The 24,531-nt window shown below is 38.1% G+C and carries 14 protein-coding genes; 9 read left to right on the top strand and 5 right to left on the bottom strand.

The features are described from left to right. Positions 1-5 precede the first annotated feature (5 nt). The 5 genes from purQ to PVV66_RS05000 all read left to right on the top strand — a co-directional run bounded on the left by purQ (position 6) and on the right by PVV66_RS05000 (position 5,238). Positions 6-677 carry a phosphoribosylformylglycinamidine synthase subunit PurQ gene (gene purQ / locus PVV66_RS05020; protein ID WP_273718009.1) on the top strand — a complete coding sequence of 224 codons (672 nt, stop codon included), beginning with the start codon at positions 6-8 and terminating at the stop codon, positions 675-677. A 295-nt stretch (positions 678-972) separates the two neighbouring features. Beyond that, positions 973-3,183, top strand: coding sequence for a phosphoribosylformylglycinamidine synthase subunit PurL (gene purL, locus PVV66_RS05015; protein ID WP_273718006.1), 2,211 nt, complete (start codon positions 973-975; stop codon positions 3,181-3,183). Positions 3,184-3,243: 60 nt separating this feature from the next. Beyond that, positions 3,244-3,477 carry a BolA family transcriptional regulator gene (locus PVV66_RS05010; RefSeq protein WP_273718004.1) on the top strand — a complete coding sequence of 78 codons (234 nt, stop codon included), beginning with the start codon at positions 3,244-3,246 and terminating at the stop codon, positions 3,475-3,477. A 98-nt stretch (positions 3,478-3,575) separates the two neighbouring features. After that, positions 3,576-3,908: a Grx4 family monothiol glutaredoxin gene (gene grxD / locus PVV66_RS05005; protein WP_273718002.1), complete on the top strand. Its 333-nt coding sequence runs from the start codon at positions 3,576-3,578 to the stop codon at positions 3,906-3,908. A gap of 70 nt (positions 3,909-3,978) precedes the next feature. Next, positions 3,979-5,238 (top strand): multidrug effflux MFS transporter, encoded by a 1,260-nt coding sequence (locus PVV66_RS05000; protein ID WP_273718000.1) that lies wholly within the window; start codon positions 3,979-3,981, stop codon positions 5,236-5,238. Between the two features lie 542 nt (positions 5,239-5,780). Here the strand turns inward: PVV66_RS05000 and parC are convergent. Then, positions 5,781-8,030 (bottom strand): DNA topoisomerase IV subunit A, encoded by a 2,250-nt coding sequence (gene parC, locus PVV66_RS04995; RefSeq protein WP_273717997.1) that lies wholly within the window; start codon positions 8,028-8,030, stop codon positions 5,781-5,783. 1,060 nt (positions 8,031-9,090) lie between these two features. Then, positions 9,091-10,884 carry an aspartate--tRNA ligase gene (aspS, locus tag PVV66_RS04990; protein ID WP_273717995.1) on the bottom strand — a complete coding sequence of 598 codons (1,794 nt, stop codon included), beginning with the start codon at positions 10,882-10,884 and terminating at the stop codon, positions 9,091-9,093. A 132-nt stretch (positions 10,885-11,016) separates the two neighbouring features. Here aspS and rnd point away from each other — a divergent pair, with 132 nt between their 5' ends. Further along, positions 11,017-12,171 carry a ribonuclease D gene (rnd, locus tag PVV66_RS04985; RefSeq protein ID WP_273717993.1) on the top strand — a complete coding sequence of 385 codons (1,155 nt, stop codon included), beginning with the start codon at positions 11,017-11,019 and terminating at the stop codon, positions 12,169-12,171. 596 nt (positions 12,172-12,767) lie between these two features. Here rnd and ppx read toward each other — a convergent pair. Both ppx and PVV66_RS04975 read right to left on the bottom strand, forming a co-directional pair. Further along, positions 12,768-14,285 carry an exopolyphosphatase gene (gene ppx / locus PVV66_RS04980; RefSeq protein ID WP_273717991.1) on the bottom strand — a complete coding sequence of 506 codons (1,518 nt, stop codon included), beginning with the start codon at positions 14,283-14,285 and terminating at the stop codon, positions 12,768-12,770. 6 nt (positions 14,286-14,291) lie between these two features. Then, complete coding sequence (locus PVV66_RS04975) at positions 14,292-16,472, bottom strand: RNA degradosome polyphosphate kinase (RefSeq protein WP_273717989.1); 2,181 nt, start codon at positions 16,470-16,472, stop codon at positions 14,292-14,294. Between the two features lie 326 nt (positions 16,473-16,798). Between PVV66_RS04975 and PVV66_RS04970 the strand changes: the two genes are divergently transcribed. Together PVV66_RS04970 and PVV66_RS04965 are read left to right on the top strand one after the other, a co-directional pair. Then, positions 16,799-17,047: a zinc-finger domain-containing protein gene (locus tag PVV66_RS04970; RefSeq protein ID WP_273717986.1), complete on the top strand. Its 249-nt coding sequence runs from the start codon at positions 16,799-16,801 to the stop codon at positions 17,045-17,047. A 46-nt stretch (positions 17,048-17,093) separates the two neighbouring features. Then, a complete protein-coding gene (locus PVV66_RS04965; RefSeq protein ID WP_273717985.1) occupies positions 17,094-18,341 on the top strand; it encodes an FAD-binding protein in 1,248 nt (415 codons plus the stop codon). 188 nt (positions 18,342-18,529) lie between these two features. Here the strand turns inward: PVV66_RS04965 and dnaE are convergent, their stop codons facing one another. After that, a complete protein-coding gene (gene dnaE / locus PVV66_RS04960; RefSeq protein WP_273717982.1) occupies positions 18,530-22,018 on the bottom strand; it encodes a DNA polymerase III subunit alpha in 3,489 nt (1,162 codons plus the stop codon). Positions 22,019-22,400: 382 nt separating this feature from the next. Between dnaE and recG the strand changes: the two genes are divergently transcribed. Next, the gene (recG, locus tag PVV66_RS04955) at positions 22,401-24,509 is read left to right on the top strand and encodes an ATP-dependent DNA helicase RecG (protein WP_273717980.1); all 2,109 of its coding nucleotides are present in this window, start codon (positions 22,401-22,403) and stop codon (positions 24,507-24,509) included. Positions 24,510-24,531 lie beyond the last annotated feature (22 nt).

Genomic DNA, 24,531 nt, shown 5'->3' with positions numbered 1-24,531 from the left:
TACTCATGAAAACTGCCATCATTCAACTTCCTGGATTAAATCGCGACCGAGATATGGTTGTAGCATTGCATCATATAACAGGAGTTGAGCCACTCAAAATTTGGCAAACAGAGACAACAATTCCAGATGTAGATGTTATTATTATTCCTGGTGGTTTTTCTTATGGCGACTACTTAAGGTGTGGTGCTATTGGAGCGCGAACCCCCGTCTTAAAAGCTATTCGTGAAAAAGCACAAAAAGGTATTACTATAATAGGCGTTTGTAATGGATTTCAAATTTTGTTGGAAGCTGGATTGCTCCCTGGAACTTTAATGCGTAATGCTTCCTTAAAATTTGTTTGTCGTGAAGTCAAACTTGAAGTCGTTAATGCCAAGACAAAATTTTCTCGATATTATTCTAAAGGACAAATTATTCGTTGTCCTGTTGCTCATCACGATGGGAATTACTTTGTTGACAATGAAACATTAAAGCAGATGGAAGACTATGAACAAATTGTTTTTCGCTACGCAGAAAATACAAACCCTAACGGCTCAATAAAAGATATTGCTGGTATTGTTAATAAAGCTGGTAATATTCTTGGTATGATGCCCCATCCTGAAAACCTTATTGAACCGGCTCATGGAGGGATTGACGGTCGTTTACTTTTTCAAAGTGCTTTAGAATTAGCCAATGGATGATGCCACAAAAATCCTTGTCCTCTATAATTGTAAAAAAAAAAAGGTCTATATCATTTTTCATGTGGTAAATTTATGAATGAAGTTCTTTACAAATAACAATGGATATTATTTTCTAAACACTTAATTATTTAAGATTGTTTTTGGTCTTGAAGTCCACCCAACCAAACGAACAAAATCTTCAGCTTACGATCTATGAATATTTTTATTATTAAATCACGTAGTTTTCCATAATCTAAGCTGCTAGATTAAAAGAATTAAAATGCTAAATTTCGATTAATTTGACGGATAAATACCCATGAATCCTTGCAATAACATCACGATTACACCAGAGCTCATTGCCCAACACGGCCTAAAAGAGGATGAATATCAACGTATCCTAACTTTAATCGGGAGAGAACCGACATTTACTGAACTGGGAATTTTTTCTGCAATGTGGAACGAACATTGTTCCTATAAATCCTCTAAAAAATGGCTCAAGACTCTTCCGACAGAAGGAAAATGTGTCATTCAAGGGCCTGGTGAAAATGCTGGTGTTGTCGATATTGGTGAAGGACAATGTGTTGTTTTCAAAATGGAAAGTCATAACCACCCTTCTTATATTGAACCTTATCAAGGGGCGGCAACAGGGGTTGGTGGTATTTTGCGTGATGTCTTTACGATGGGCGCCCGTCCTGTTGCGGCGATGAATGCATTGCGTTTTGGTGCTCCGGATCACCCCCGAACACGCCATCTTGTTGCTGGCGTTGTTTCTGGAATAGGGGGGTACAGCAATTCTTTTGGTGTTCCAACGGTTGGTGGAGAAATCAATTTTGATAAGCGTTATAATGGCAATATCCTCGTTAATGCTTTTGTCGCCGGTATTGCAAAGACAGACGCCCTTTTTTATTCTAAAGCACAAGGTATCGGACTCCCTGTTGTTTATCTTGGTGCAAAAACAGGGCGAGATGGTGTCGGTGGAGCAACAATGGCTTCTGCTGAATTTGATGATTCAATCAGTGAAAAACGCCCAACTGTTCAAGTAGGTGACCCTTTTACAGAAAAATGTCTTCTTGAAGCATGTTTAGAGCTCATGGAACTTGGAGCTGTAGTTGCTATCCAAGATATGGGGGCAGCAGGTCTCACCTCTTCTGCCGTTGAAATGGGTGCAAAAGGAAATCTAGGAATACAGCTTAATCTCGATACAGTTCCCGTTCGTGAAGAAAACATGACAGCCTATGAAATGATGCTTTCTGAAAGCCAAGAGCGTATGCTCATGGTCCTAAAACCAGAGCTAGAAAAGCAAGCAGCAGCAATTTTTCATAAGTGGGGGCTCCATTTTTCCATTATTGGAAAAACAACCGATGATCTACGTTTCCGTGTATTTCATCAAGGAGAAGAAGTTGTCAATCTTCCCATTAAAGAACTTGGTGATGAAGCACCTGTTTATGACCGTCCTTGGAGTGAACCTGCAAAAAAAGCACTTCTGAAAGCAGAAGACTTCAAAAAAGTTGAGAATCTTGGTGCTGCACTTATGACCTTATTGAATTCGGCGGATCAAAGTTCACGGCGCTGGGTTTATGAACAATATGATACTCTTATCCAAGGAAATAGCCTCATTTGTCCAGGAGGTGATGCTGGCGTTATCCGCATAAGCAATAAGAGTAAACGAGCTCTTGCTTTTTCTTCTGATGTAACACCGCGCTATTGTGAAGCAGACCCTTATGAGGGAGGAAAGCAAGCTGTCGCAGAATGCTGGCGAAATATTAGCACGACAGGTGCAACACCACTGGCTGCGACAGATAATCTCAATTTTGGCAACCCTGAAAAACCTGAAATTATGGGGCAACTGGTTTTTGCGATTAAAGGTATAGGAGAAGCTTGCAGAATCCTCGACTTTCCTATCGTTTCAGGCAATGTTTCTCTTTACAACGAAACAAATGGAGAAGCTATTCTTCCTACCCCCACAATTGCTGGTGTAGGACTTCTGAGTGATTGGTCTAAAATGGTAACAATAAGTGGTATGCAAAATGGAGATCATATTATTTTAGTGGGAGATTGCGGTTCTCATTTAGGACAATCAATTTATGCACGTGACATTTTAAATATTGATGCAGGCGCCCCTCCCCCTGTAGATTTGCAACTTGAAAAAAAGCATGGTCAATTTATTCGAGATGTCATTCATAACGGTTTTGTTCATGCCGCTCATGACATTTCTGATGGCGGACTAGCGATTGCACTTGCAGAAATGGTCATTAAAGCAGGTAAAGGAATCAAAATAAAATTAAGTAATAAATCTCCCCACCATGCAGAACTTTTTGGAGAAGACCAAGGACGTTATCTTTTAGCCGTCAAACCTGATGCTCTCAATAATCTTAAAAAGCATGCAAAAACCCATGCCATTTCTTTAACAGAAATGGGTCATGTTGAGGGAGATTCTCTTAATATAGATGGGATATTAACACTTTCAGTAGAAAGTCTTACACAGGCCTATGAGAACTGGTTTCCACAATTTATGGGTGAAGAGTAAAAATTTATCTTTCTCGTGAAACAGCTCTTACAAAAAAATGAACAATATAGGAGAATAGTGATGGCAATGAGTGCCCATGCAATTGAAACGCTTATTCGTGAAGGTATTCCCGATGCTACTGTAACAATTCGTGATCTTGCTGGAGATGGGGAGCATTATGCTGCAGAAGTTATTTCTGAAAGTTTTCGTGGTAAAACCCGTGTTCAGCAACATAAAATGGTTTATGATGCCCTTAAAGGCAATATGGGAAATGACCTTCATGCCTTAATGTTGCAAACAAATACCCCAAAATAATCTAAAATTTCTTCTTGCATTCATCCATTCAATAAGATTAAAAAATAATACGAATATAATTGCATACTTATAAAAATCTGAAATATCGAGGGATAAAAATGACCACTGTTCATGATTTTATTGACAACGAGATTAAAACAAACGACGTCATTTTATTCATGAAAGGAACACCTGAGGCTCCACAATGTGGGTTTTCAGGGCAAGTTGTTCAAATCCTTGATTATTTAGGATTGAATTATAAAGGTATTAATATTCTGACTTCTGACGAATTGCGTCAAGGGATCAAAGAATACTCAAATTGGCCAACAATTCCACAGCTTTATGTCAAAGGTGAATTTATTGGAGGCTGTGATATTGTTAAAGAAATGTTTCAAAACAATGAGTTACAGGAACTTCTAAAAGAAAAGAATATTCCTTGTAATCGATCATAGGTATCTTTCATTTATTCAGACTCGTAAAAAGAGCTGTTTTCAGACGAAATTTTTATTTCAAGGATGCCATATGTCATATTCAGTTGATGAACAGACGCATAGTGATGCGATTAAGAAAAAAATTGGCTATAAAGAATTTGTTATTCTTATTGCTTCGCTCATGGCTATTAATGCTATAGCTGTAGACATTATGTTGCCAGCTATGCCTAATATTTTGGAAGGCTTAAATGTTCTCAACGAGAATGATCAACATTATATCATTTCGAGTTATCTTATTAGCTATGGTATTGCTCAAATATTTTTCGGTCCGATAAGCGATCGCTATGGGCGACGTAAACTTATACTTATTGGGCTTGCTTTTTATTCATTTACGGCGATTGGCTGTGCCTTTGTAACGGATTTTTCTCTTCTGCTTATTTTACGTGTTTTGCAAGGTATTGGAGGCGCGTCTATGCGTATCCTTACGGTTTCTGTTGTACGTGATCTCTACAGTGGTCGAAAAATGGCAGAGGTTATGTCTATTGTTATGATGGTTTTTCTTGTTGCACCCATGGTTGGTCCCGCAACAGGACAACAAATCATTTTGCTGCTCGGACATTGGCAATTTATTTTTATTTTCATGGCAATGATTGGTTTCGGGCTAATGATTTGGATTCTATTCCGCTTGCCTGAAACACTTCATGAACAACGCCCTCTTTCCTTTTCTTCAGTCAAACACAACTTATGGATTGTTGTGACAAATCGTACAACTCTTTGCTACACACTCGCAACGTCCATCATTTTAGGCTGCATTTTTATTGCTGTTAATACATCACAACAAACCTATGAAGGAATTTATAACTTAGGCTTTTGGTTTCCGATAGCATTTGCCATCGGTGCCGCATTTCAAGCTTTTTCATCATTTATGAATTCTCAACTTGTCGGACGTCTTGGAATGCGACGTATTGCCCATACGATGCTTTTGCTCTTTTGTGCCACTTCATGTATTTGGTTTATTGGATCCATCTTAGCAGATGGCGTTATCCCTTTTCCTTTTTATATGACTCTATATTGTATATTAATGTTTACCTGCGGGGGCATTATGGCCAATTTCAATACACTCGCTCTAGAATCTTTGGGCGAAATTGCTGGTACAGCCTCTTCTGTATCGGGCTTTCTTCAAACATCTATCGGTGCAGGACTGAGCTTTTTTATTGCCCAACAATTTGATGAAACAACCATCCCAAACTCAGCAGGATTTTTCTTTCTAAGTCTCATCGCTATTCTGCTTGTCTTATGGGCTGAACGTGGTCATCTCTTTAGGCAATATCATCATAATCCTAACGAATGAACATGCTTAAGAGAAGATTAATAACATCTCTCTTGAAGAAGAGAGAGATGCCTCTCACACAAAACAAAATACCTCCAAATACGACACTCTTGAATTAAATATTCATTTTTAAAATACACTTCTCAAAACATAAAATCATTTCACGACAGTCCCCATAAATATATAATGGTAAAACAATAAAATGTATAAAAACCATTCTATCATCCTCACACTTATGAAGCATGTAAACCTATTATATTATTCTGTTTCCAATGTTAAAACAGCTCTTGGTACTTAAAATAGCTCATAAAAAATATTTTTAATTCTTTTATTTATAAACCTTCATCTATAACATCAACTCACTCGTGATGTGCAAACGGATCATTTTGATTGTTTCAACATAAACAAGATTAAAATAAGAAAATCCATGGATATTATAGCCTCTCATTTAAGATGAAATGATGTTTAATTATTCTTATAAATCAATATATTAACGTATAATAAAAACACATAAACATTTTTCTTTACGCTTTTATAGGCTTGAAATAAAAACGCTCTATTATTTAATTGATAAATTTTCCTGATTTTGGAAATCCTTTTGGAACCAGACGCCCAACACCCGCACGCGTTCCCATCCATTCAATGAGATCATCAGCTTGACGGTTAAAGATTCGTTCAGCTGTATCTTGCCAACTTAAGCCTTCTGATAAATTAAAAGTCTTGGCATCAACAATTCCCCCCTCTTTGTAACGTTGTAAACGAACCCCTTTACCACGATTCATTTCTGGTATTTGTTCAATAGAAAAAATAAGCATTTTGCGGTTTTCACCAACCACGGCAACATGATCACCATGAACCGGAACACAACGCTTTACCTTATCAGGAGATTTCACATTCATCACTTGCTTTCCTTTTCGTGTGTTGGCAATTACTTCTGCAGCAGGAACGATAAAGCCATTTCCGTAAGATGAAACCAAGAGCAATTTTTCTTCTACATGATGCACAAAAGCTGTAAGAACATCATGCTCATCATCCATATCAACTAAAAGACGAATGGGTTCACCATGTCCCCTTCCTCCAGGCAAACTATTTGCACCAAGTGTGAAAAACTTTCCACCAGTACTTATTAGCACAATCTTGTCGGTCGTAAATGCCGGAAATGCTAACTTTAAACTGTCTCCTTCTTTAAAAGAAAGCGCTTTGTAATCGTTTAAATGTCCCTTCAAAGCACGCATCCACCCCTTTTCAGAAATAACAACAGTAACCGGTTCTTTTTCAATCATCGCTTGTTGAATGTCGTCAAGATCATGTCTTGGCGCTTCTTCAAATGTCGTACGTCTTTTTCCTAAGAGCGTTTCAGAACCAAAAGTGTTGCGAACTTTTTTAATTTCTTCTGAAATTATTTTCCATTGTTTTATAGGAGAATCTAACAAATTCTGTAGTTTTTCTTTTTCAGCTTTAAGAGTTTCAAACTCCTTACGAATTTCAAATTCTTCAAGCTTCCGTAAAGAACGCAAGCGCATATTAAGAATAGCTTCAGCTTGATTTTCTGTTAATTCAAAACGATTAATCAACTTCCTTTTCGGTTCATCCTCTTCACGAATAATCTGTATGACCTCATCGAGATTCAAATAGGCAATAAGATACCCATGAAGAATTTCTAATCGGCCATCAATTTGATCAAGTCGATAATGAGAGCGTCGAATAAGCACTTCTTGACGATGTTCAAGCCATTGCTGCAAACTTTCTCGCAGCGAGAGAACATTCGGTATTTTTCCCAAAGATAGAACATTAAGATTAAGAGGAAATCTTACTTCAAAATCAGTCAATTTAAAAAGGGATTCCATAAGAAGTTCAGGATCAACCGACCGATTTTTAGGAACAAGCACAATGCGGATATCTTCTGCTGATTCATCTTGAATATCCTCAAGCATTGGTAAGCGCCGCGCAAGCAACAATTCCGCAGTTTTTTCAATAAGACGTGACTTTTGAACTTGATAGGGAATTTCAGTCACAACAATCACATAAGAACCACGGCTACCAGCTTCCTGATGCCAACGTGAGCGCAATCGAAAAAAACCTCGCCCTATACGATAAGATTCCTCAATACTCTTTTTAGGCTCAACCAAAATGCCACCGGTTGGAAAATCAGGTCCCAACACAAATTGATTTAAATCCTCATCACGCGTATCAGGGTGTGCAATCAAATGCAGCGCCGCATCACAGAGCTCAGCAACATTGTGAGGAGGAATAGATGTTGCCATACCAACAGCAATACCTGAAGAACCATTGGCTAAAAGATTAGGGAAAGCACCTGGTAGAACAACAGGCTCTTCATCTTCTTCATTGTAGGTCAAACGAAAATCAATAGCATTTTCATTAATTCCCTCAAGCAACAACGCAGCCACTTCAGTCATGCGTGCTTCCGTATAACGCATAGCCGCAGCATTATCACCATCAATATTACCAAAATTTCCTTGTCCATCAACCAACGGATAACGAACCGCAAAACTTTGAGCCAAGCGTACCAAAGCATCATAAATAGATGCATCCCCATGAGGATGAAATTTTCCCATGACATCACCGACAATCCGCGCACATTTCGCATAAGACTGTCCAGGATTCAGTTTGAGAAGACGCATCGCATGAACAATTCGCCGATGGACAGGTTTCAATCCATCACGCACATCAGGCAATGCACGATGCGTAATCGTAGAAAGTGCATAAGCCAAATAGCGTTCCTCTAAAGCAGAACGTAACTCTATTGGCTCAATATGTTCTTTATCAAAAGGTAAATTCATTTTATCAGACATAATATTAAAACAAAAATTCCCACAATAATAAAAAAATTATTGTGTAGGATTTATTTAATGCAAATTTTTATGAGTAAACTTTTTTATTAAAAGTCAACGACATAAAAATAAACGTTGTAATTAGAACATGAACAGAAAATTATATCAATTTGAAAAATTTATACATGTTCTCCCCCCTTGTCCTAAACAATATATGAAAACATTTAATATATTATCGAAAAATTCTTTCAATATCCTCTTTAAGAGGTAAAAAACAAAATAAACCAAAAGAAATAGAAAATATTTTCATTGTTAAGGAAAACGACAAACATTTTTATAAATAAATAAAAATCTATAAAACAATGCTATTATTAATTGCGAACTGGAGTCATGACATAACTTTTCAAAACGATGTGAAATAAATTTTTATAATCTTTCCGACAATAACAATTTCCTTGAAAATATATTTTGAATGCAAATTATTCTAAACAAAAACCTTATTGAAAACTTCTTCAAATCCGACGATATAATTTAACGGCTCACAAGGAGCTATTTCATCCTTTTGGGAATGATAAAAGCACCTTTCAAACATCATCTTTTATTACAGATATAAATTGTAATAACAACGCCATCCAGTTTTTCGTAGAAAAACTTAAAAAATATTCAAAGCTTATTAGTTTATGATAAATCAATCATTCCCATTTCCCTACTTATATAAAGGGAAGAGCGACTATCCAAGCAAGGAATAAAATAGTGAGACTATTTGCATACAAAAATTGTCAGCAACACTAAACCCTAAAAAGTAGAATGACAGCTTCTCCTTTATTCAATACAGATTGTGCTGTATAATATGCCCTTTATACCACTCATGAGGCTTTTAAATTATATCCTTCACAGAGCGAGTATCCTAAAACAAGCTCGAGAGCATTGAGAGATATTTCTTTAGAAATAATGCCGCTTGAAGGATTAACACAATAGCATTTTTTTGCTTCTCTAAATCCACAAACAACACATATGCCCTTGGAAAGGCATCAAAACCTTCAAGCTACGGAGAAAGATGACAACAATCTATAAATCAACTTTATGAACTATTTTTGTGAGAAGGAGCCATGCGGATTCCTAAATCCCGTAATTGTGTAGAAGAAACATCAGATGGAGCACTCATCAAAAGATCAAGAGCCTGTTGATTCATAGGAAATAAAGCAACTTCACGTAAATTTTTAACACCTTGCAACAGCATAATGATACGGTCAATTCCCGCAGCCATACCCCCATGGGGTGGAGCCCCATAATGGAATGCACGATAAAGACCACCAAAACGATCTTTCACAACTTCCTTAGAAAGCCCTACGCGTTCAAAAACTTTAAGCATCATTTCTGGTAAGTGATTACGAATTCCACCGGATGCAATCTCATAACCATTACAAACAAGATCATATTGAAAAGCCTTAAGCGTAAGAGGATCTTGACACTCAAGAGCATTTTCTCCCCCTTGAGGCATGGAAAAAGGATTATGTGCAAAATCAATCTTTTTCTCATCTTCATTCCATTCAAAAAATGGAAAATCAACAATCCACGCTAAAGAGAAACGCTCTCTATCGACAAGGTCTAATTCTTCTCCTACCCGTGTACGGGCTGCTCCAGCAAAAGATGCGAATTTTTTTGGATCTCCAGCCACAAAAAAACAAGCATCACCACTTTCAAGTCCAAGTTGTATACGAAGCGCTTCAGTGCGCTGCTCACCAATATTTTTGGCGATAGGCCCTGCTCCTTCAAATTTTCCTTCTTCTTTGCGCCAGAAAATATAACCAAGCCCCGGTTGCCCCTCGCCTTGTGCCCATACATTCATACGATCACAAAAAGCACGACTTCCACCCGTTTTAGCCGGAATAGCCCATACTTGTGCATTCTCATCATTCGCTAAGATCTGAGCAAAAACTTTGAAACCAGAATTATAAAAATGCTGAGACACATCTTTCATAATGATTGGATTCCGTAGATCAGGCTTATCAGAACCATATTTCCGCATTGCCTCATCATAAGAAATGCGAGGAAAATTTTGTGTCACAGTTTTTCCATCTGCAAATTCTTCAAAAATAGAACGCATAATGGGTTCCATAGTTGCTAAAACATCTTCCTGTTCAACAAAACTCATTTCAATATCTAATTGATAAAATTCACCAGGAAGACGGTCGGCCCGCGGATCTTCATCTCTAAAACATGGTGCAATTTGAAAATAACGATCAAAACCAGACATCATCAACAACTGTTTATATTGCTGTGGTGCTTGTGGTAAGGCATAAAATTTTCCCTGATGAACACGACTTGGAACTAAAAAATCACGTGCACCTTCCGGCGAAGAGGCTGTCAAAAGCGGTGTTGTAAATTCCGTAAAACCATTATTTTGCATAGCCCGTCTCATAGCCGCAATAATTTCAGTGCGACGCATGATATTCTTGTGCATAGTCTCCCGACGCAAATCAAGAAAACGATATTTTAATCGGATATCTTCTGGATAATCAGGCTCACCAAAAACCGGTAAAGGAAGCTCTTCAGATTTTGAAAGAACTTCTACCTCTTGTGCAAAAATTTCAATCTCACCTGTTGGAAGTGTTGCATTAATAACCTCATCAGAACGAGCACATACCACCCCATCCACACGAATAACCCATTCAGCACGCACTTTTTCAATAATTTTAAAAGCGGGCGACGCAGGGTCCGCAACAATTTGTGTGATTCCAAAATGATCACGCAAGTCCACAAAAAGAATTCCTCCATGATCACGAACACGATGAACCCATCCCGAAAGACGAACTTTTGTTCCTACATCACATTTACGAAGAGCCGCACAATGATGACTGCGATAACGGTGCATGTTTTTTGCCTTTGATTATAATATTCACATGCGTTACAAACGCTTTTTAAGTACCATTTGTCAAGATATGAGAATAAAAACGCGAAAATAAAGTCAATAAAAGACAAATTTAATATATCGAATTATAATAGAATGATGAATCTTATTACACAAACAACAGATCTTGAAATTGCACTGAACGCTCTACGTAACTCTGATTTTGTAACAGTCGATACTGAGTTTATCCGCGAAACAACTTTTTGGCCTCAACTGTGTTTAATCCAACTCGCATCACCAGACGTTACAGTTCTGATTGATCCCATAGCACCAGATATTGATTTACAACCATTTTTTGATCTTATGATCGATAAAAAAATTGTCAAAGTCTTTCACTCTGCCCGTCAAGATATTGAAACGATTTATTATCTTGGAGGCGTTATTCCTTCCCCTCTTTTCGACACACAAATAGCAGGGTCAATTTGCGGATTTGGTGATTCGATCTCTTATGATCAAATTGTACAACGCTGCACAGGGCATCATCTTGATAAATCCTCTCGCTTTACAGATTGGAGTTGTCGCCCGCTGTCTGAAAAACAACTGCTCTACGCCCTTGCCGATGTAACCTACTTAAGAGATGTTTACCTCCTCTTGAAAAAAAGGTTAGAAAAAAGTCAACGGACTCACTGGATGGATGATGAAATCACAATCCTCTTAAATCCTAAAACCTATGATATGCCGGAAGATGAAGCATGGAAAAAAGTGAAAGGAAAAGTTAAAAAACCGCGTGAACTTGCGGTATTACAAAAGATAGCTGCTTGGCGTGAACGTGAAGCACGAAAATGCAATATGCCACGTCGCCATCTCATGAAAGATGAATGTCTTATAGAAATAGCCACCCAACAACCAAAAGACGAGTCTGCGTTAAAACGGTTGCGCAGTCTTAATAAGAATTGGGATAAACGCTCAATTGCCTCATCATTAATCAAAGCTGTCCACGAAGGCTTAGAGGTCGATCTTTCTACTTTGCCCCCTATTCCTAAACATAACCCACTCAACGATACGACAACCGCTGCTATCGATCTACTTAAAGTATTATTAAAACTTGTTGCAAACGAAAACAGCATTGCTCCTAAAATTATTGCAACATCTAATGATTTAGAAAAAATCGCTAATGGAGGAATAAAGAAAAATATCCCCGCTATGAATGGCTGGCGCTATGAAATATTTGGTCAAAAAGCTGAACAACTGCTAAAGGGACAGATAGGGTTTTACTTTAACGATGGGAAAATAAGCACAAAACAGCTTTAATTTACATTTCCCCCACATTCTGAGATTTCCATAAGATCTTCTAAAGAGGGGGGCATTTTATGTCAAAATGAGTAGAAAATTAAAAGAGAAAAATTTTGCAACTGCATCTTATTAAATCGATTTTAATTGAAAGATGTAAAAGAATCTCCGAGTAAATTTAAAACATTCTCATTTTTAAAAATCCATTACACTACTTATCTATATCAATGGGCATGTGCTACAGGACAAGGAAAATAGGATAAATAAAGTCTGCTGCTGACAAATTTAAAAACCTAAATAGTGAATGCGTATTAAAAAGAATAGCTAAATTTTTTGTCAGGCCAACCAAATAACAATCTCGTTTAAGAAAAATTAAAAAACAGCAGCTTCTTATAAAAGTTTTAAAAAGAAAAAATTCTTATAATAAAAGCGCGTTTCATTACAAAAATAGTCGCTTAGCATAATAGAAAAGCATGAAAAGATATTACCTTACGTCATTTTATTATATAAAAAAATCCTTATCGAAATTACAATCCAATCATTAAAAATGAACGAGCATAGAAACTAAAATACCTAACCTTTTAAGATATGAAACGCGAATAAATGAGAAGGAAAAATCAAGAAATTTCAAAAGCAAGAGGTTGTTTTATTAATTTTGATAACTTCTTTAATCGTCCAAGAGGACGTTCTCCCAATAATCCAGCGTAATTTTGGGGGATCTGCAAAACAATATGATCTGCTTTTTTATGCCAAAATAAATGAGGTAAAATTCCTGCAACAGAAGCGCTAAACAGATGAGCAATACGCATTGTTTCACCAAGAATACGTGCTTTTTCAATGATATTTTGTGTTGCTAATTGAAAGATGGGAAGAGATTCTTTATCAACCAGTAAACTGGTATTGCGAAAAAAAACAGCAAGCGCTGCATAAAGGCGCCCCTCATGAGAAATTCCTGGATAAGATCCTAATGCTATCTGATTGGCTGCTTCATTGCCTCGATAATCTGGATGTATACGCCAACCAATATCGGTAAGAAGACAAGCCGCTTGACGATAACGGCATTCATTTTCAGTTTCTGAAATTCCAAAAACTTCAAAGGCATTCGTCGTAAAATCAATAAGTTCTTCTGCTTGTTTTGGTGAACGTGCCCGTAAAATAGCCATTTCTGTGCACGCAGCAATGAGAGGGTCTGAAAGTCGAATCGCCTGCGGCAAGCGTGAATAAAGAAAACCTTCACGAACGCCAGCACCAGAAAAGATTATCTTTTCAAACCCCATACACTGAATGAGTTCAATAAGGACAATAGCCCCATACGATAAAAGTTTACGACGATTCTGTGAAACCGCCGCAATCCCTCTCATATTATCAATATTACCGCTTGCTACAAGACGTAAAAAACTCTCCATTTCCATGGCATCAACTTCATAGCCATGCATAACAGGGAGCCGATAGTGCTTCATTGCCATATGGAGTTTTGCCAAGTTACGCCATGTTCCTCCTACAGCATAAAAATAACGTGCCATACCTTTACGCGTACGTGCAACAGAAGATTTATAAAATTGTTCATGTACAATTTTTGCAGCAACCGCACTATCATTATTTGACATATACTGTAGCCGCAATCCCCCTAATGGAAGCGTTATCCCTTCACCGACATCAGAATGATCAATATCAATGAGTTCTAGACTTCCACCACCAAGATCCCCAGAAAGTCCCTTTGGTTGATAAAAAGTAGAAATAACCCCATAGGCGGAATACATCGCTTCTTCACTTCCTGAAAGCAGATATATTTTATTTTGTAAAATATCTTCAGCACTTTGAATAAATGCGACGCCATTTTTTGCATCTCGTGCTGCTGCCGTTGCTAAAGTATAGACCTCATCTGCCCCAATCTGTCGACAAAGCGTACGAAATCGTTTGAGCGTTTGCAACGCCATTTCCATCGATTTTTCTTCTAAAAATCCCGTTTTTGCCACACCATGACCGAGACCACAAAGAATCTTTTCATTAAACAAAACCGTTGGTGAGCGAACAAGCCCTTCATAAATCACCAACCGAACAGAATTTGATCCAATGTCAATAACAGCAACAGGCTTACGTCCTTTTAGCCTACCTTGAGCATCTCTATACGTCATTGGATTTCAGTCTTTATGCATTTCAGCTTGTTGCCGATGCAACGCAACCAAGCGTGAAATGGAAGATTCAAAAGACTCATTTTTCCCCGCAAAACCTGTATTGGCCATAAAATACTCCTGCGCATTAAACGGACTTTCACCTTTCTGCGGTGTGATACGTCTTGATGTTCCGTCTTTAAGTATATCAAAGCTTTGTTGATTATCAATGAGATTAGCTAGCATAATTTGTAAAAGAATCTGCCGCCGCACCATTTTATTAAAAATTGGAACCAATATTTCAATACGGTAGTCTAGATTACGAGGCATCATATCAGCAGAGCCTAAGTAAACAAGTGCATTTTCGTTAGGCAAATCTTGCCCATTCCCAAAACAAAAAATACGGCTATGTTCAAGAAAACGCCCGACAATTGATTTTACACGAATATTATCCGAAATTCCTGGAATACAAGGACGTAAACAACATATCCCTCGCACAACCAGATCAATCTGTACCCCTGCTTGACTAGCACGATATAAAGCATCAATAATTTCAGGATCAACCAATGCATTCACTTTTATCCAAATAGCAGCAAACTTTCCTCGTTGTGCATGAGCAATTTCTCCTTCAATATGCTCTAAAATACGACCACGCAATGTCAAAGGCGAAAAAGCGATCTTCATTGTTTCACGTGGACGCTCATATTGCGCAATATAATTGAACAATAACGCAACATCATGAGCGATATCATCATCCGTGGAAAAAAAAGAAAGATCCGTATAAGTTTTAGCGTTCACGGGGTGATAATTTCCTGTTCCAAGATGAACATAAGAACAAAGACGTTTTCCTTCACGTCTCACAACCAGAGACATCTTGGCATGTGTTTTTAAGGTAATAAAACCAAAGATAACTTGAACTCCAGCACATTCAAGATCCTTTGCCCAACGAATATTTGCTTCCTCATCAAAACGTGCTTTAAGTTCTACCAAAGCAGTCACAGACTTTCCCCCTTTAGCGGCTTCAATCAAAGCGCTAACAATTGGGCTATCATTTGATGTACGATAAAGTGTTTGTTTGATTTTCACAACATCAGGATCGCCAGCAGCTTGACGTAAAAATTGGACAACAACATCAAATGTCTCATAGGGGTGATGAATCACGAGATCATTTTCACGAATAGCTGTAAAACAATCCCCATTATGTTTACGAATAGATTCTGGAACACGAGGAATATAAGGAATAAATTTGAGATCATCACGGGGAATAGAAACAATCTCTGAGACCATATTAAGTGCCAAAAATCCATCAAGAACATTAATACAGTTATCAGGAACAGCAAGACAATTCACTATAAATTGGCGCAAATTCTCTGGCATTTTTGCATCAAATTCAACGCGAATAACCTGCCCACGCCGCCGCCTTTTAAGAGCCTTTTCAAAAAAATGAACAAGATCCTCAGCTTCTTCTTCTACTTCAATATCGCTATCCCGAATCACTCTAAATGTACCCATTCCATTAACCTCATCGTGAGGAAATAGATATTTGATAAAAAGATAAATAACATCTTCAGATGCAATAAAACGAAAATGATTACCCTCTTGAGGAAGAAGAATAAAACGCCTCAGAAGCATTGAAATGGACAACAACACTGTACGTGCATGTTGGTCTGTTCCTTCAGACAATTGAAGTGCTAAAGAAAGCCCTAAATTAGGGATAAAGGGAAAGGGATGCGTAGAATCAACCGGCAAAGGTTTTAGAACAGGAAAAATTTTATCAAGAAAATATTTTTCAAGCCATGATTTTTCGGCTTCTGAAAGATCATCAGAACAAATAATTTCAATATCATTCTTTTTTAATTCATCACGTAAAACATTCAATTCCTGGAGTTGATGAGCCTGCAATTTGGAAATCTCAGCGAGCACAATATCAAGTTGTTCCTGTGGGGTATACCCATCTGCACTGCACGTTGTAACATGAACACGAATTTGAGCTGCAAGACCAGCAACACGAACCATAAAAAACTCATCAAGATTTGTTGCTGAAATCGAAAGAAATTGTAGCCGCTCTAATAAAGGATGTTTCGAATTAGCCGCTTCCATCAAAACACGATTATTAAATTGTAGCCATGAAAACTCTCGATTAATAAACCGTGCCGGATTTTCCATCGTTATATCCGATATAGAAATTTTATCTGCCACCCTCTGTTCCATATATTCTCATTAATATTCTTTTATACTTTCTAAAATCCTTGAAGAAACACCTCACATAATATTCTATAATATGTTATCATACTTATAATACATCAATGTCTAATTTTTATTATCATGTTTCCATTGAATATTTAAAAATACTTAGAAACAAGTTCCATCTGCAAAGTACTAAAAACATGACGATTATTCCATATAGCATAAAAGAAGAGCACTTTGTCTTAAAAAGCATCTTGCATTATGATAAGCATTGTTACAAACTCACGCTTATAAAATAGAAGAGCCTCATCACAGCTGATGATGATAATTTATTCTGGAGTTTTTACACCATGGCTGATCATAATATTCCCCATTTTCAAAATGATCTTGGATATAAAACAATCGAAATTGGTGTGAAAGAATTTATGTGCGTAGGCGCTACGCAACCATTTGATCATCCTCATATCTTTATAGACATGGGAGCAGCCGATGAGAAAATCTGCCCTTATTGCTCAACCCTTTATCGTTATGTTCCCTCACTATTGTGCGATCAAACAAATCCAACAGGCTGTTTATATCATCCAGATGAGCCACTATAATGCGTTCTGGGACCCTCTACCACTCTTTTAGTTCTGCTTATTTAATATGAAATCATTTGTGGAACAATCGCCCATCATCGTTGGAGGAGGAATTGCTGGTTTAAGTACCGCTTTAGCACTCGCTCATAAAGGAATTGCAAGCACCGTTATCGAAAAGTGTAAGCAACTTGAAACGATAGGCGCGGGTATTCAATTGACTCCAAATGCAACATCTATTCTTGCTCGCTTTGATCTTCTTAACAAACTCACTGAAGTTGCAACAATCCCACATTTTCTTGAGTTAAAAGATGGAATATCTTTAAAAACACGTCTACGTGCTCATCTTATCAATCTAACAGAAAAATATTGGAAAGCCCCTTATATGACAATTCATCGTGCGGCTTTACAAAAAATTTTATATAATGCAGTGATCGAAAATCCTCTGATTCAATACAAAGCAGGCGAAACAATTGTATCTTCTACCCACTCTGCAACCAACATTAAAATAACAACAATAAAAACAGATGCAACAACAGAACAGCTTTATTCAACGCCCCTCCTGATCGGATGTGATGGCGTTTGGTCAACATTACGACAACAAGCTCCTTTTCATGAAAAAGCAAATTTTAGTGGCTTTATTGCTTGGCGTGCAACAACAGCATTGGATAATCTTCCTCAAAACTTTCGTTCTTCGTTGCACAATATGAAGACAATCACAGCTTGGATGGGCCCCAACAATCATCTTGTTGTCTATCCCATTCAATCGTCAGAAAAAAATTTTAATTTTGTTGCCATCACAAATGGGGAAAGTTCGAAAGAAGGATGGGCCCATAAAGGAGATAAAGAAAAACTCAAATCTCTTTTTAAGGGGTGGAATTCAAAAATTTTACAAATCTTTGACCATATTGATGAATGGCGATATTGGCCACTCTTTCACATGAAACAAGATCGTTTTTTAGGCCTAGAGAGACAAGTGTTTGTTGGCGATTGTGCACATGCAGCTTTACCTTTTGCAGCACAAGGTGCCGCTATGGCAATCGAAGACGCTGCCACATTAGCGGAAGCACTTTCATTGAAAGATCTTTCATTAACGAAAGCACTTTCGCTTTACGAAAAAACACGCATTCCCCGTATTGCAGCCGTAAAAAAACGTGGGAGTTTCAACAGATTAGCTTATCATGCAACCGGGCCTATAGCAATAGCCCGTAATCTCATGATGAAAATTCGTACACCAGAGAGCATTATGTCAAGCCTCCATTGGCTTTATATGTATGATGCGATAAGTTCCATAAAAAATTGTGATAAAAACTTATAAAACTCTTCCAATACTTTGAATATTACCAAGGAAAGAGATTTTTTGACTTTATGACACTAAAAGTCCATTATAATTTACTCAAATAAAAGCCAGATCTTTCGAAATCACCTATCTGGTTTTCAAAGCTCAACTTTTAACTTTTCCCAAAGTAAAAATCTCCCCAAATAGCCCCTATTTTTAATCTTGTTTTAACTCAATTCTACATCAACAACACCCTGAATTAATTTCATAGCATTTGCGACATGTGAATTGACCTTATATCGCTTTGGAAGTGCAATTTCGACTTCTCGCAATCCATCTTCTTGAATTAAAATAAGCCCAACCTCTCCATGTCCCCCCAGATTTAAATTTTGTTCAATTTGTGGAAGCATATCAACTGTTTTGATAAAAAGACGCATCATTTTATGCTGCTGTAATGCTTCCTTTTCCAAAGACTGAATTGTCTCAATTCGCAAACTAACCCCTTCAGAGCGATTTTCTGCGCTCACCGTAATAATAAAAGATTTTCCAGGTTCTAGCATCTCCTCATAATCCGAAAGTGCTTCAGAAAAGAGGATAGCCTCATACTGTCCACTTGTATCAGAAAAATGAATAATTCCCATTTTTTTACCAGATTTTGTTTTGCGCACATTTTTTGCCACAACGGTTCCAGCAAGCCGCGCAGCCGTTGCTCCCCCTTTAACAGCATTGGCAAAATTACTCCAAGTCTGAACACGTTTTTTAGCAAGAATAGCTTGATACTCATCCAATGGATGAGCAGAAAAGTAAAAGCCTATTGCTTGAAATTCTCGATAAAGTTTTTCAGCCAACAACCAAGGAGTCGTTTGGGATAAAATCAATGGCTCTTTTAATCCGCCTGCCATTCCAAAGATATCAACCTGCCCACTAGAATTGTCATCGAGAATACGAAGCGCCCGTGCATGAAGCGTTCCAAGATTGGCTAATAAAACTTCACGTGCAATATTAAAACAATCAAAAGCGCCAGCACAAACTAAACTTTCCATCGCACGCTTATTGACAATACGAGGATCAACACGCGCACAAAAATCTTCCAGATCCTTAAAAATCTTATTCCCACGACAAGCAACAATATGATCGACAACCGTTTCTCCCACCCCTTTAATGGCAGAAAGGGAATAATAAATACAGTTATCACCAACCTCAAAAACGCGATGAGATGTTTGTATAGAAGGCGCAATAACTTCAATACCCAGCCTTAATGCCTCACGCCGAAAATCATTGAGTTTATCCGTATTCGTCATATCATACGTCATTGAAGCAGCTAAAAACTCAACGGGATAATTAGCCTTCATATAAGCGGTTTGATAAGAAACAATTGCATAAGCAGCAGCGTGTGATTTATTAAATCCGTAATCGGCAAATTTTGCTAAAAGATCGAAGATAATATCAGCTTGCTCTTTATCAACACCACCAGCAACGGCTCCATCGACAAAACGCGTGCGCTGTTTTTGCATTTCTGCATGAATTTTTTTCCCCATAGCACGACGTAATAAATCAGCTTCCCCAAGTGAATAACCAGCCAGTACCTGAGCAATCTGCATCACCTGTTCTTGATAGACGATAACACCTTGTGTTTCTTTAATCAGATGATCTATTTTAGGATGAATAGAAGCAATTTCCTCTTCCCCGTGTTTGCGTGCATTATAGGTTGGAATATTCTCCATTGGACCAGGACGGTAAAGCGCAACCAGCGCAATAATATCTTCAATACGGTCTGGCTTCATTCCAATCAGCGCCTTGCGCATACCAGAACTTTCCACCTGAAACACGCCAACCGTTTCACCACGTGCCATCATAGCGTAGGTTGCTTCATCATTCAGAGGAATATTTGACAAATCTATTTTGTCCCCTTGTCTAGCAACAAAATCAACGGCCATTTTCAAAACAGTAAGCGTTTTTAATCCAAGAAAATCAAATTTTACCAACCCTGCCTGTTCAACATATTTCATGTTAAATTGTGTAACAGGCATATCAGAACGAGGATCACGATACATCGGGACAAGCTCCCAAAGCGGACGATCTCCGATAACAATCCCAGCGGCATGAGTCGAAGCGTGACGATAAAGTCCCTCCAACTGAAGTGCTATATCTAATGCGCGTCCAACGACGGGATCTTTTTGCTTTTCCTCTTCAAATTTAGGTTCATCCTTAATAGCATCCGCTAATTCCACCTGACTTCCTGGTGTAGCAGGAACTAATTTCGTAAGATAATCCACCTGTCGATAAGGAACTTCTAAAACACGCCCCACATCACGCAAAACTGCACGTGCCTGTAACTTACCAAAGGTAATAATTTGAGCAACTTGATCACGTCCATATTTTTTTTGAACATATTGAATAACTTCTTCACGCCGCTCTTGACAAAAATCGATATCAAAATCTGGCATCGAAACACGATCTGGATTGAGAAAACGTTCAAAGAGAAGAGAAAAACGCAATGGATCAACATCGGTGATCGTCAATGCATAAGCAACAAGTGAACCAGCACCAGAACCCCTCCCTGGACCAACAGGGATATCATGAACCTTTGCCCATTTTATGAAATCTGAAACGATAAGAAAATATCCAGAAAATTGCATACGCGTAATAACTGAAACCTCATAATCAAGCCGCTGCTCATAATCTGCAATCGTATACCCTTCAGCCAATCCAATTGTTTCAATCCGCATCTTTAAACCAGCTTTAGCTTGATTTAACAACTCACTATCTTCTGCTTCTAAAGTATTTTCTGAATGAGCAGATTGTTCTATAAAACGAGGCAATATCGGTTTTCGAAGAGGTGTGGCAATATGACAACGCAATGCAATTTCAACACTATTTTCTAAAGCTTCTGGAAGATCAGAAAACAGTGCAACCATTTCATCTTGTGACTTCAAGTAATGATCTGGCGTCACCCTTTTTCGATCTGGATTAGAGACGATTTGTCCTTCTGAAACAGCCATTAACGCATCGTGCGCTTCATACCCTTCTCTCTTCAGAAAAAAGGCTTCATTCGTTGCAACAAGAGGAATTTCATGTGCATAAGCCAATTCAATAAGATCTGCTTCTACTCTTCGATCATAAGAGCCATGCCGTTGTAATTCCACATAAAGACGATCAGCAAAAGTTTTTTTCAAATAAATTAGGCGCTCAACGGCGCGTTCTTTTTTTTCTTCTGCCAAAGCAAGATTAATAGGTCCTTCCTTGCCGCCTGTCAAAGCGATTATGCCTTCACTGTGTTCTGATAACCAATCAGCTTTAATATGAGGAGGATCAGTATCACATTTATCAAGATAAGCACGGCTCACAAGACGAACTAAATGAGCATAACCGGTTTCGCTAGCAGCGAACAGAACGAAAGAGCAGAAATCAGAAGCATGACGTCCTTTAACCAAACGTGAATGATCATTTTCAACACAAAAATCAACAGCAAGCTGACAACCAATAATAGGTTGAACCCCATGAGAAAGACAATACTGCGAAAATTCCAAAGCCCCAAATAAATTATTGGTATCGGTAATAGCAACCGCGGGTGCCTGATCTGCAATCGCCTGTTGAATAATTTGAGGAATTTTTAAAGCCCCTTCGAGCAAAGAATAAGCTGAATGCACTCTCAAATGAATAAAGCGAGGAAGAGAATTTTTATACTCTTGCAGTTTATTTTTATCTTTGGCCACTCTCACAATTTCCTATTAAAAACTAGATGCCAAACAGCACCCCTTAAAGAAAAAAAATTCTACGCTAGCATAACTTTAAAGCTATAAATTTGTCATATCCCACATGAGAAAAATATCTCAATTTTATTGATCTTTATAAGAGAGTTCTATCAAGAAAATGCTTCTATTCACAGCAAATAAACGCCTAAAATAAAAAGAAGAAAAATATACTTCATATGAGCACTTTAATTTTAGCATTCTCTAGATTGTATTTCTCTTTAAGTATTCATTTGTCTTCCTAAAACGCAATGTGTTAATAAAACAATTCCCCCTTTATGGCTTTATCCCCAAAAAGCTCTTCTAAAGGTCTAGAAAAAACAAAAAGAGCAGGTTAAATTTCCTCATGCCTCCAAGTCTACTTACCCCTCTTTTTAATTCTATTCGAACCCTTTCTGGTATTACCCCTAAAGTCTATGGCTTACTGACAAAACTTTTAAATGTTAATCCTGCACAACATGAAGCAACCCTTATTGATCTTCTTCAATTAATGCCCCATTCTGTTATAGACCGCAGAATGCGTCCCAGCATTGCTTATGCAAAAGAAGGAGAGACGGTTACGCTCGAAATTATCATCGATCAACATCACCCCCCACCCCGTGGTCATAACAAAATCCCCTATCGTGTTATCGCCCATGATCAAACAGGAAAAATACATTTAGTTTTTTTTCATGCTCAACCTCTTTGGCTCAAAAAACAACTCCCTGAAGGAAAAAAGGTCATTGTATCAGGAAAAGTTGAATGGTTTAATGGGCAACTTTCAATGGCGCATCCCGACCATATTGCCTCAAGCGAACAATCAAATCAGATTCCTCTCATCGAACCTGTTTATCCCTCTACTGCCGGACTAGCAGCAAAGACATTAAGACGCGCCATACAAAACGCTCTTGATTTTATTCCTCTCCTCCCAGAATGGATAGATGAAAATGTTAAAAAGCAGCAAAATTTTTCTTCTTTTTCTGTTGCTTTACGCCGTATCCATGCTCCCATTAATCCTGATGATCTATCCTTAGAAAGTACAGCACGCAAACGTCTTGCCTATGATGAACTGCTCGCTTGTCAATTAGCGTTAGGCCTTGTGCGTTTGAAAACCAAATCTCTTGTTGGGACTTCTCGACCATCAACAGGAATTTATACGAAAAAACTGCTCAATGTTCTCCCCTTTCAACTCACAACGGGACAAATAAAAGCGGTAGAAGATATCGCCAATGATCTTGCTTCACCAGAACCGATGCTAAGACTGCTCCAAGGTGATGTAGGCGCAGGAAAAACCGTCGTTGCACTGATGGCAATGGCACAAATTGCTGAAAATTCAGGTCAATCAGCTTTAATGGCCCCCACAGAAGTACTTGCTCGTCAACATTTTGCCACTATTACCCCTCTTGCCGAAAAGATAGGCTTAAAAACAACGCTTTTAACAGGACGAGAAAAAGGCAAGTTGCGGACAAATATCTTGAATGATATTTTATCAGGTCAAGTTTCTATTGTCATCGGGACCCATGCTCTTATACAAGACAGCGTTACTTATAACAATCTTGCCTTAACCATTATCGATGAACAACACCGTTTTGGTGTGCACCAACGTATCGCTCTTACAGAAAAAGGCAATAAGCCTGATATGCTAGTCATGACCGCCACACCCATTCCTCGCACTCTTGTTTTAACAGCTTTTGGGGATATGGATGTCTCTAAAATTACAGAAAAACCAATGGGACGACACCCCATTACAACAGCAACGCTTTCTTTGAAACGTATGCATGAGCTTATAGAACGAATCGCCATTGCATTAGAAAAAGGAGAAAAACTCTATTGGATTTGTCCTTTAGTAGAGGAATCAAAAGCTCTTGATCTCACTTCAATTGAAAACCGCTTTGCGTTTCTCTATGAGCGCTTTGGAGCTCACATTGGAATGATCCATGGCAAAATGTCTACAGCAGAAAAAGAAGCCGCTATGGCATCTTTTAAATGCGGAAATACACGTATTTTAGTTGCAACCACCGTCATTGAAGTAGGCGTGGATATTCCAGACGCTTCGATTATTATCATCGAACACGCAGAACATTTTGGTCTTTCACAATTGCACCAATTGCGTGGACGTGTAGGACGAGGCGATAAAAAATCTTCCTGCATTTTGCTCTATAAAGAGCCACTAACCAAAACAGCAGCAACACGTCTGAATATTATCCGTCATACAGAAGACGGTTTTGAAATTGCTGAAGAAGATTGGCGCTTGCGAGGTGAAGGAGAACTTTTAGGCACAAAACAATCTGGAGTTCCTGAATTTCATATAGCAAACCTTGCTGTTCACAGTGATCTTTTATCCATAGCAAGAAAAGATGCACGCCTATTTTTACAACGCGATCCTCATCTTTCCTCTGAACAAGGACAAGCCTTACGGTTGCTTCTTTATCTTTTCGGACACGATGACGCCGCACGCCTCTTACGAGCAGGATAATAATAGAAAAGAACCTCTGATA

The sequence above is a fragment of the Bartonella sp. AU16XJBT genome (genome assembly GCF_028618665.1).
Classification (GTDB): domain Bacteria; phylum Pseudomonadota; class Alphaproteobacteria; order Rhizobiales; family Rhizobiaceae; genus Bartonella.
The sequence above is the reverse complement of the archived record's forward strand: the minus strand, read 5'-3'. Positions and strand labels throughout refer to the sequence as shown.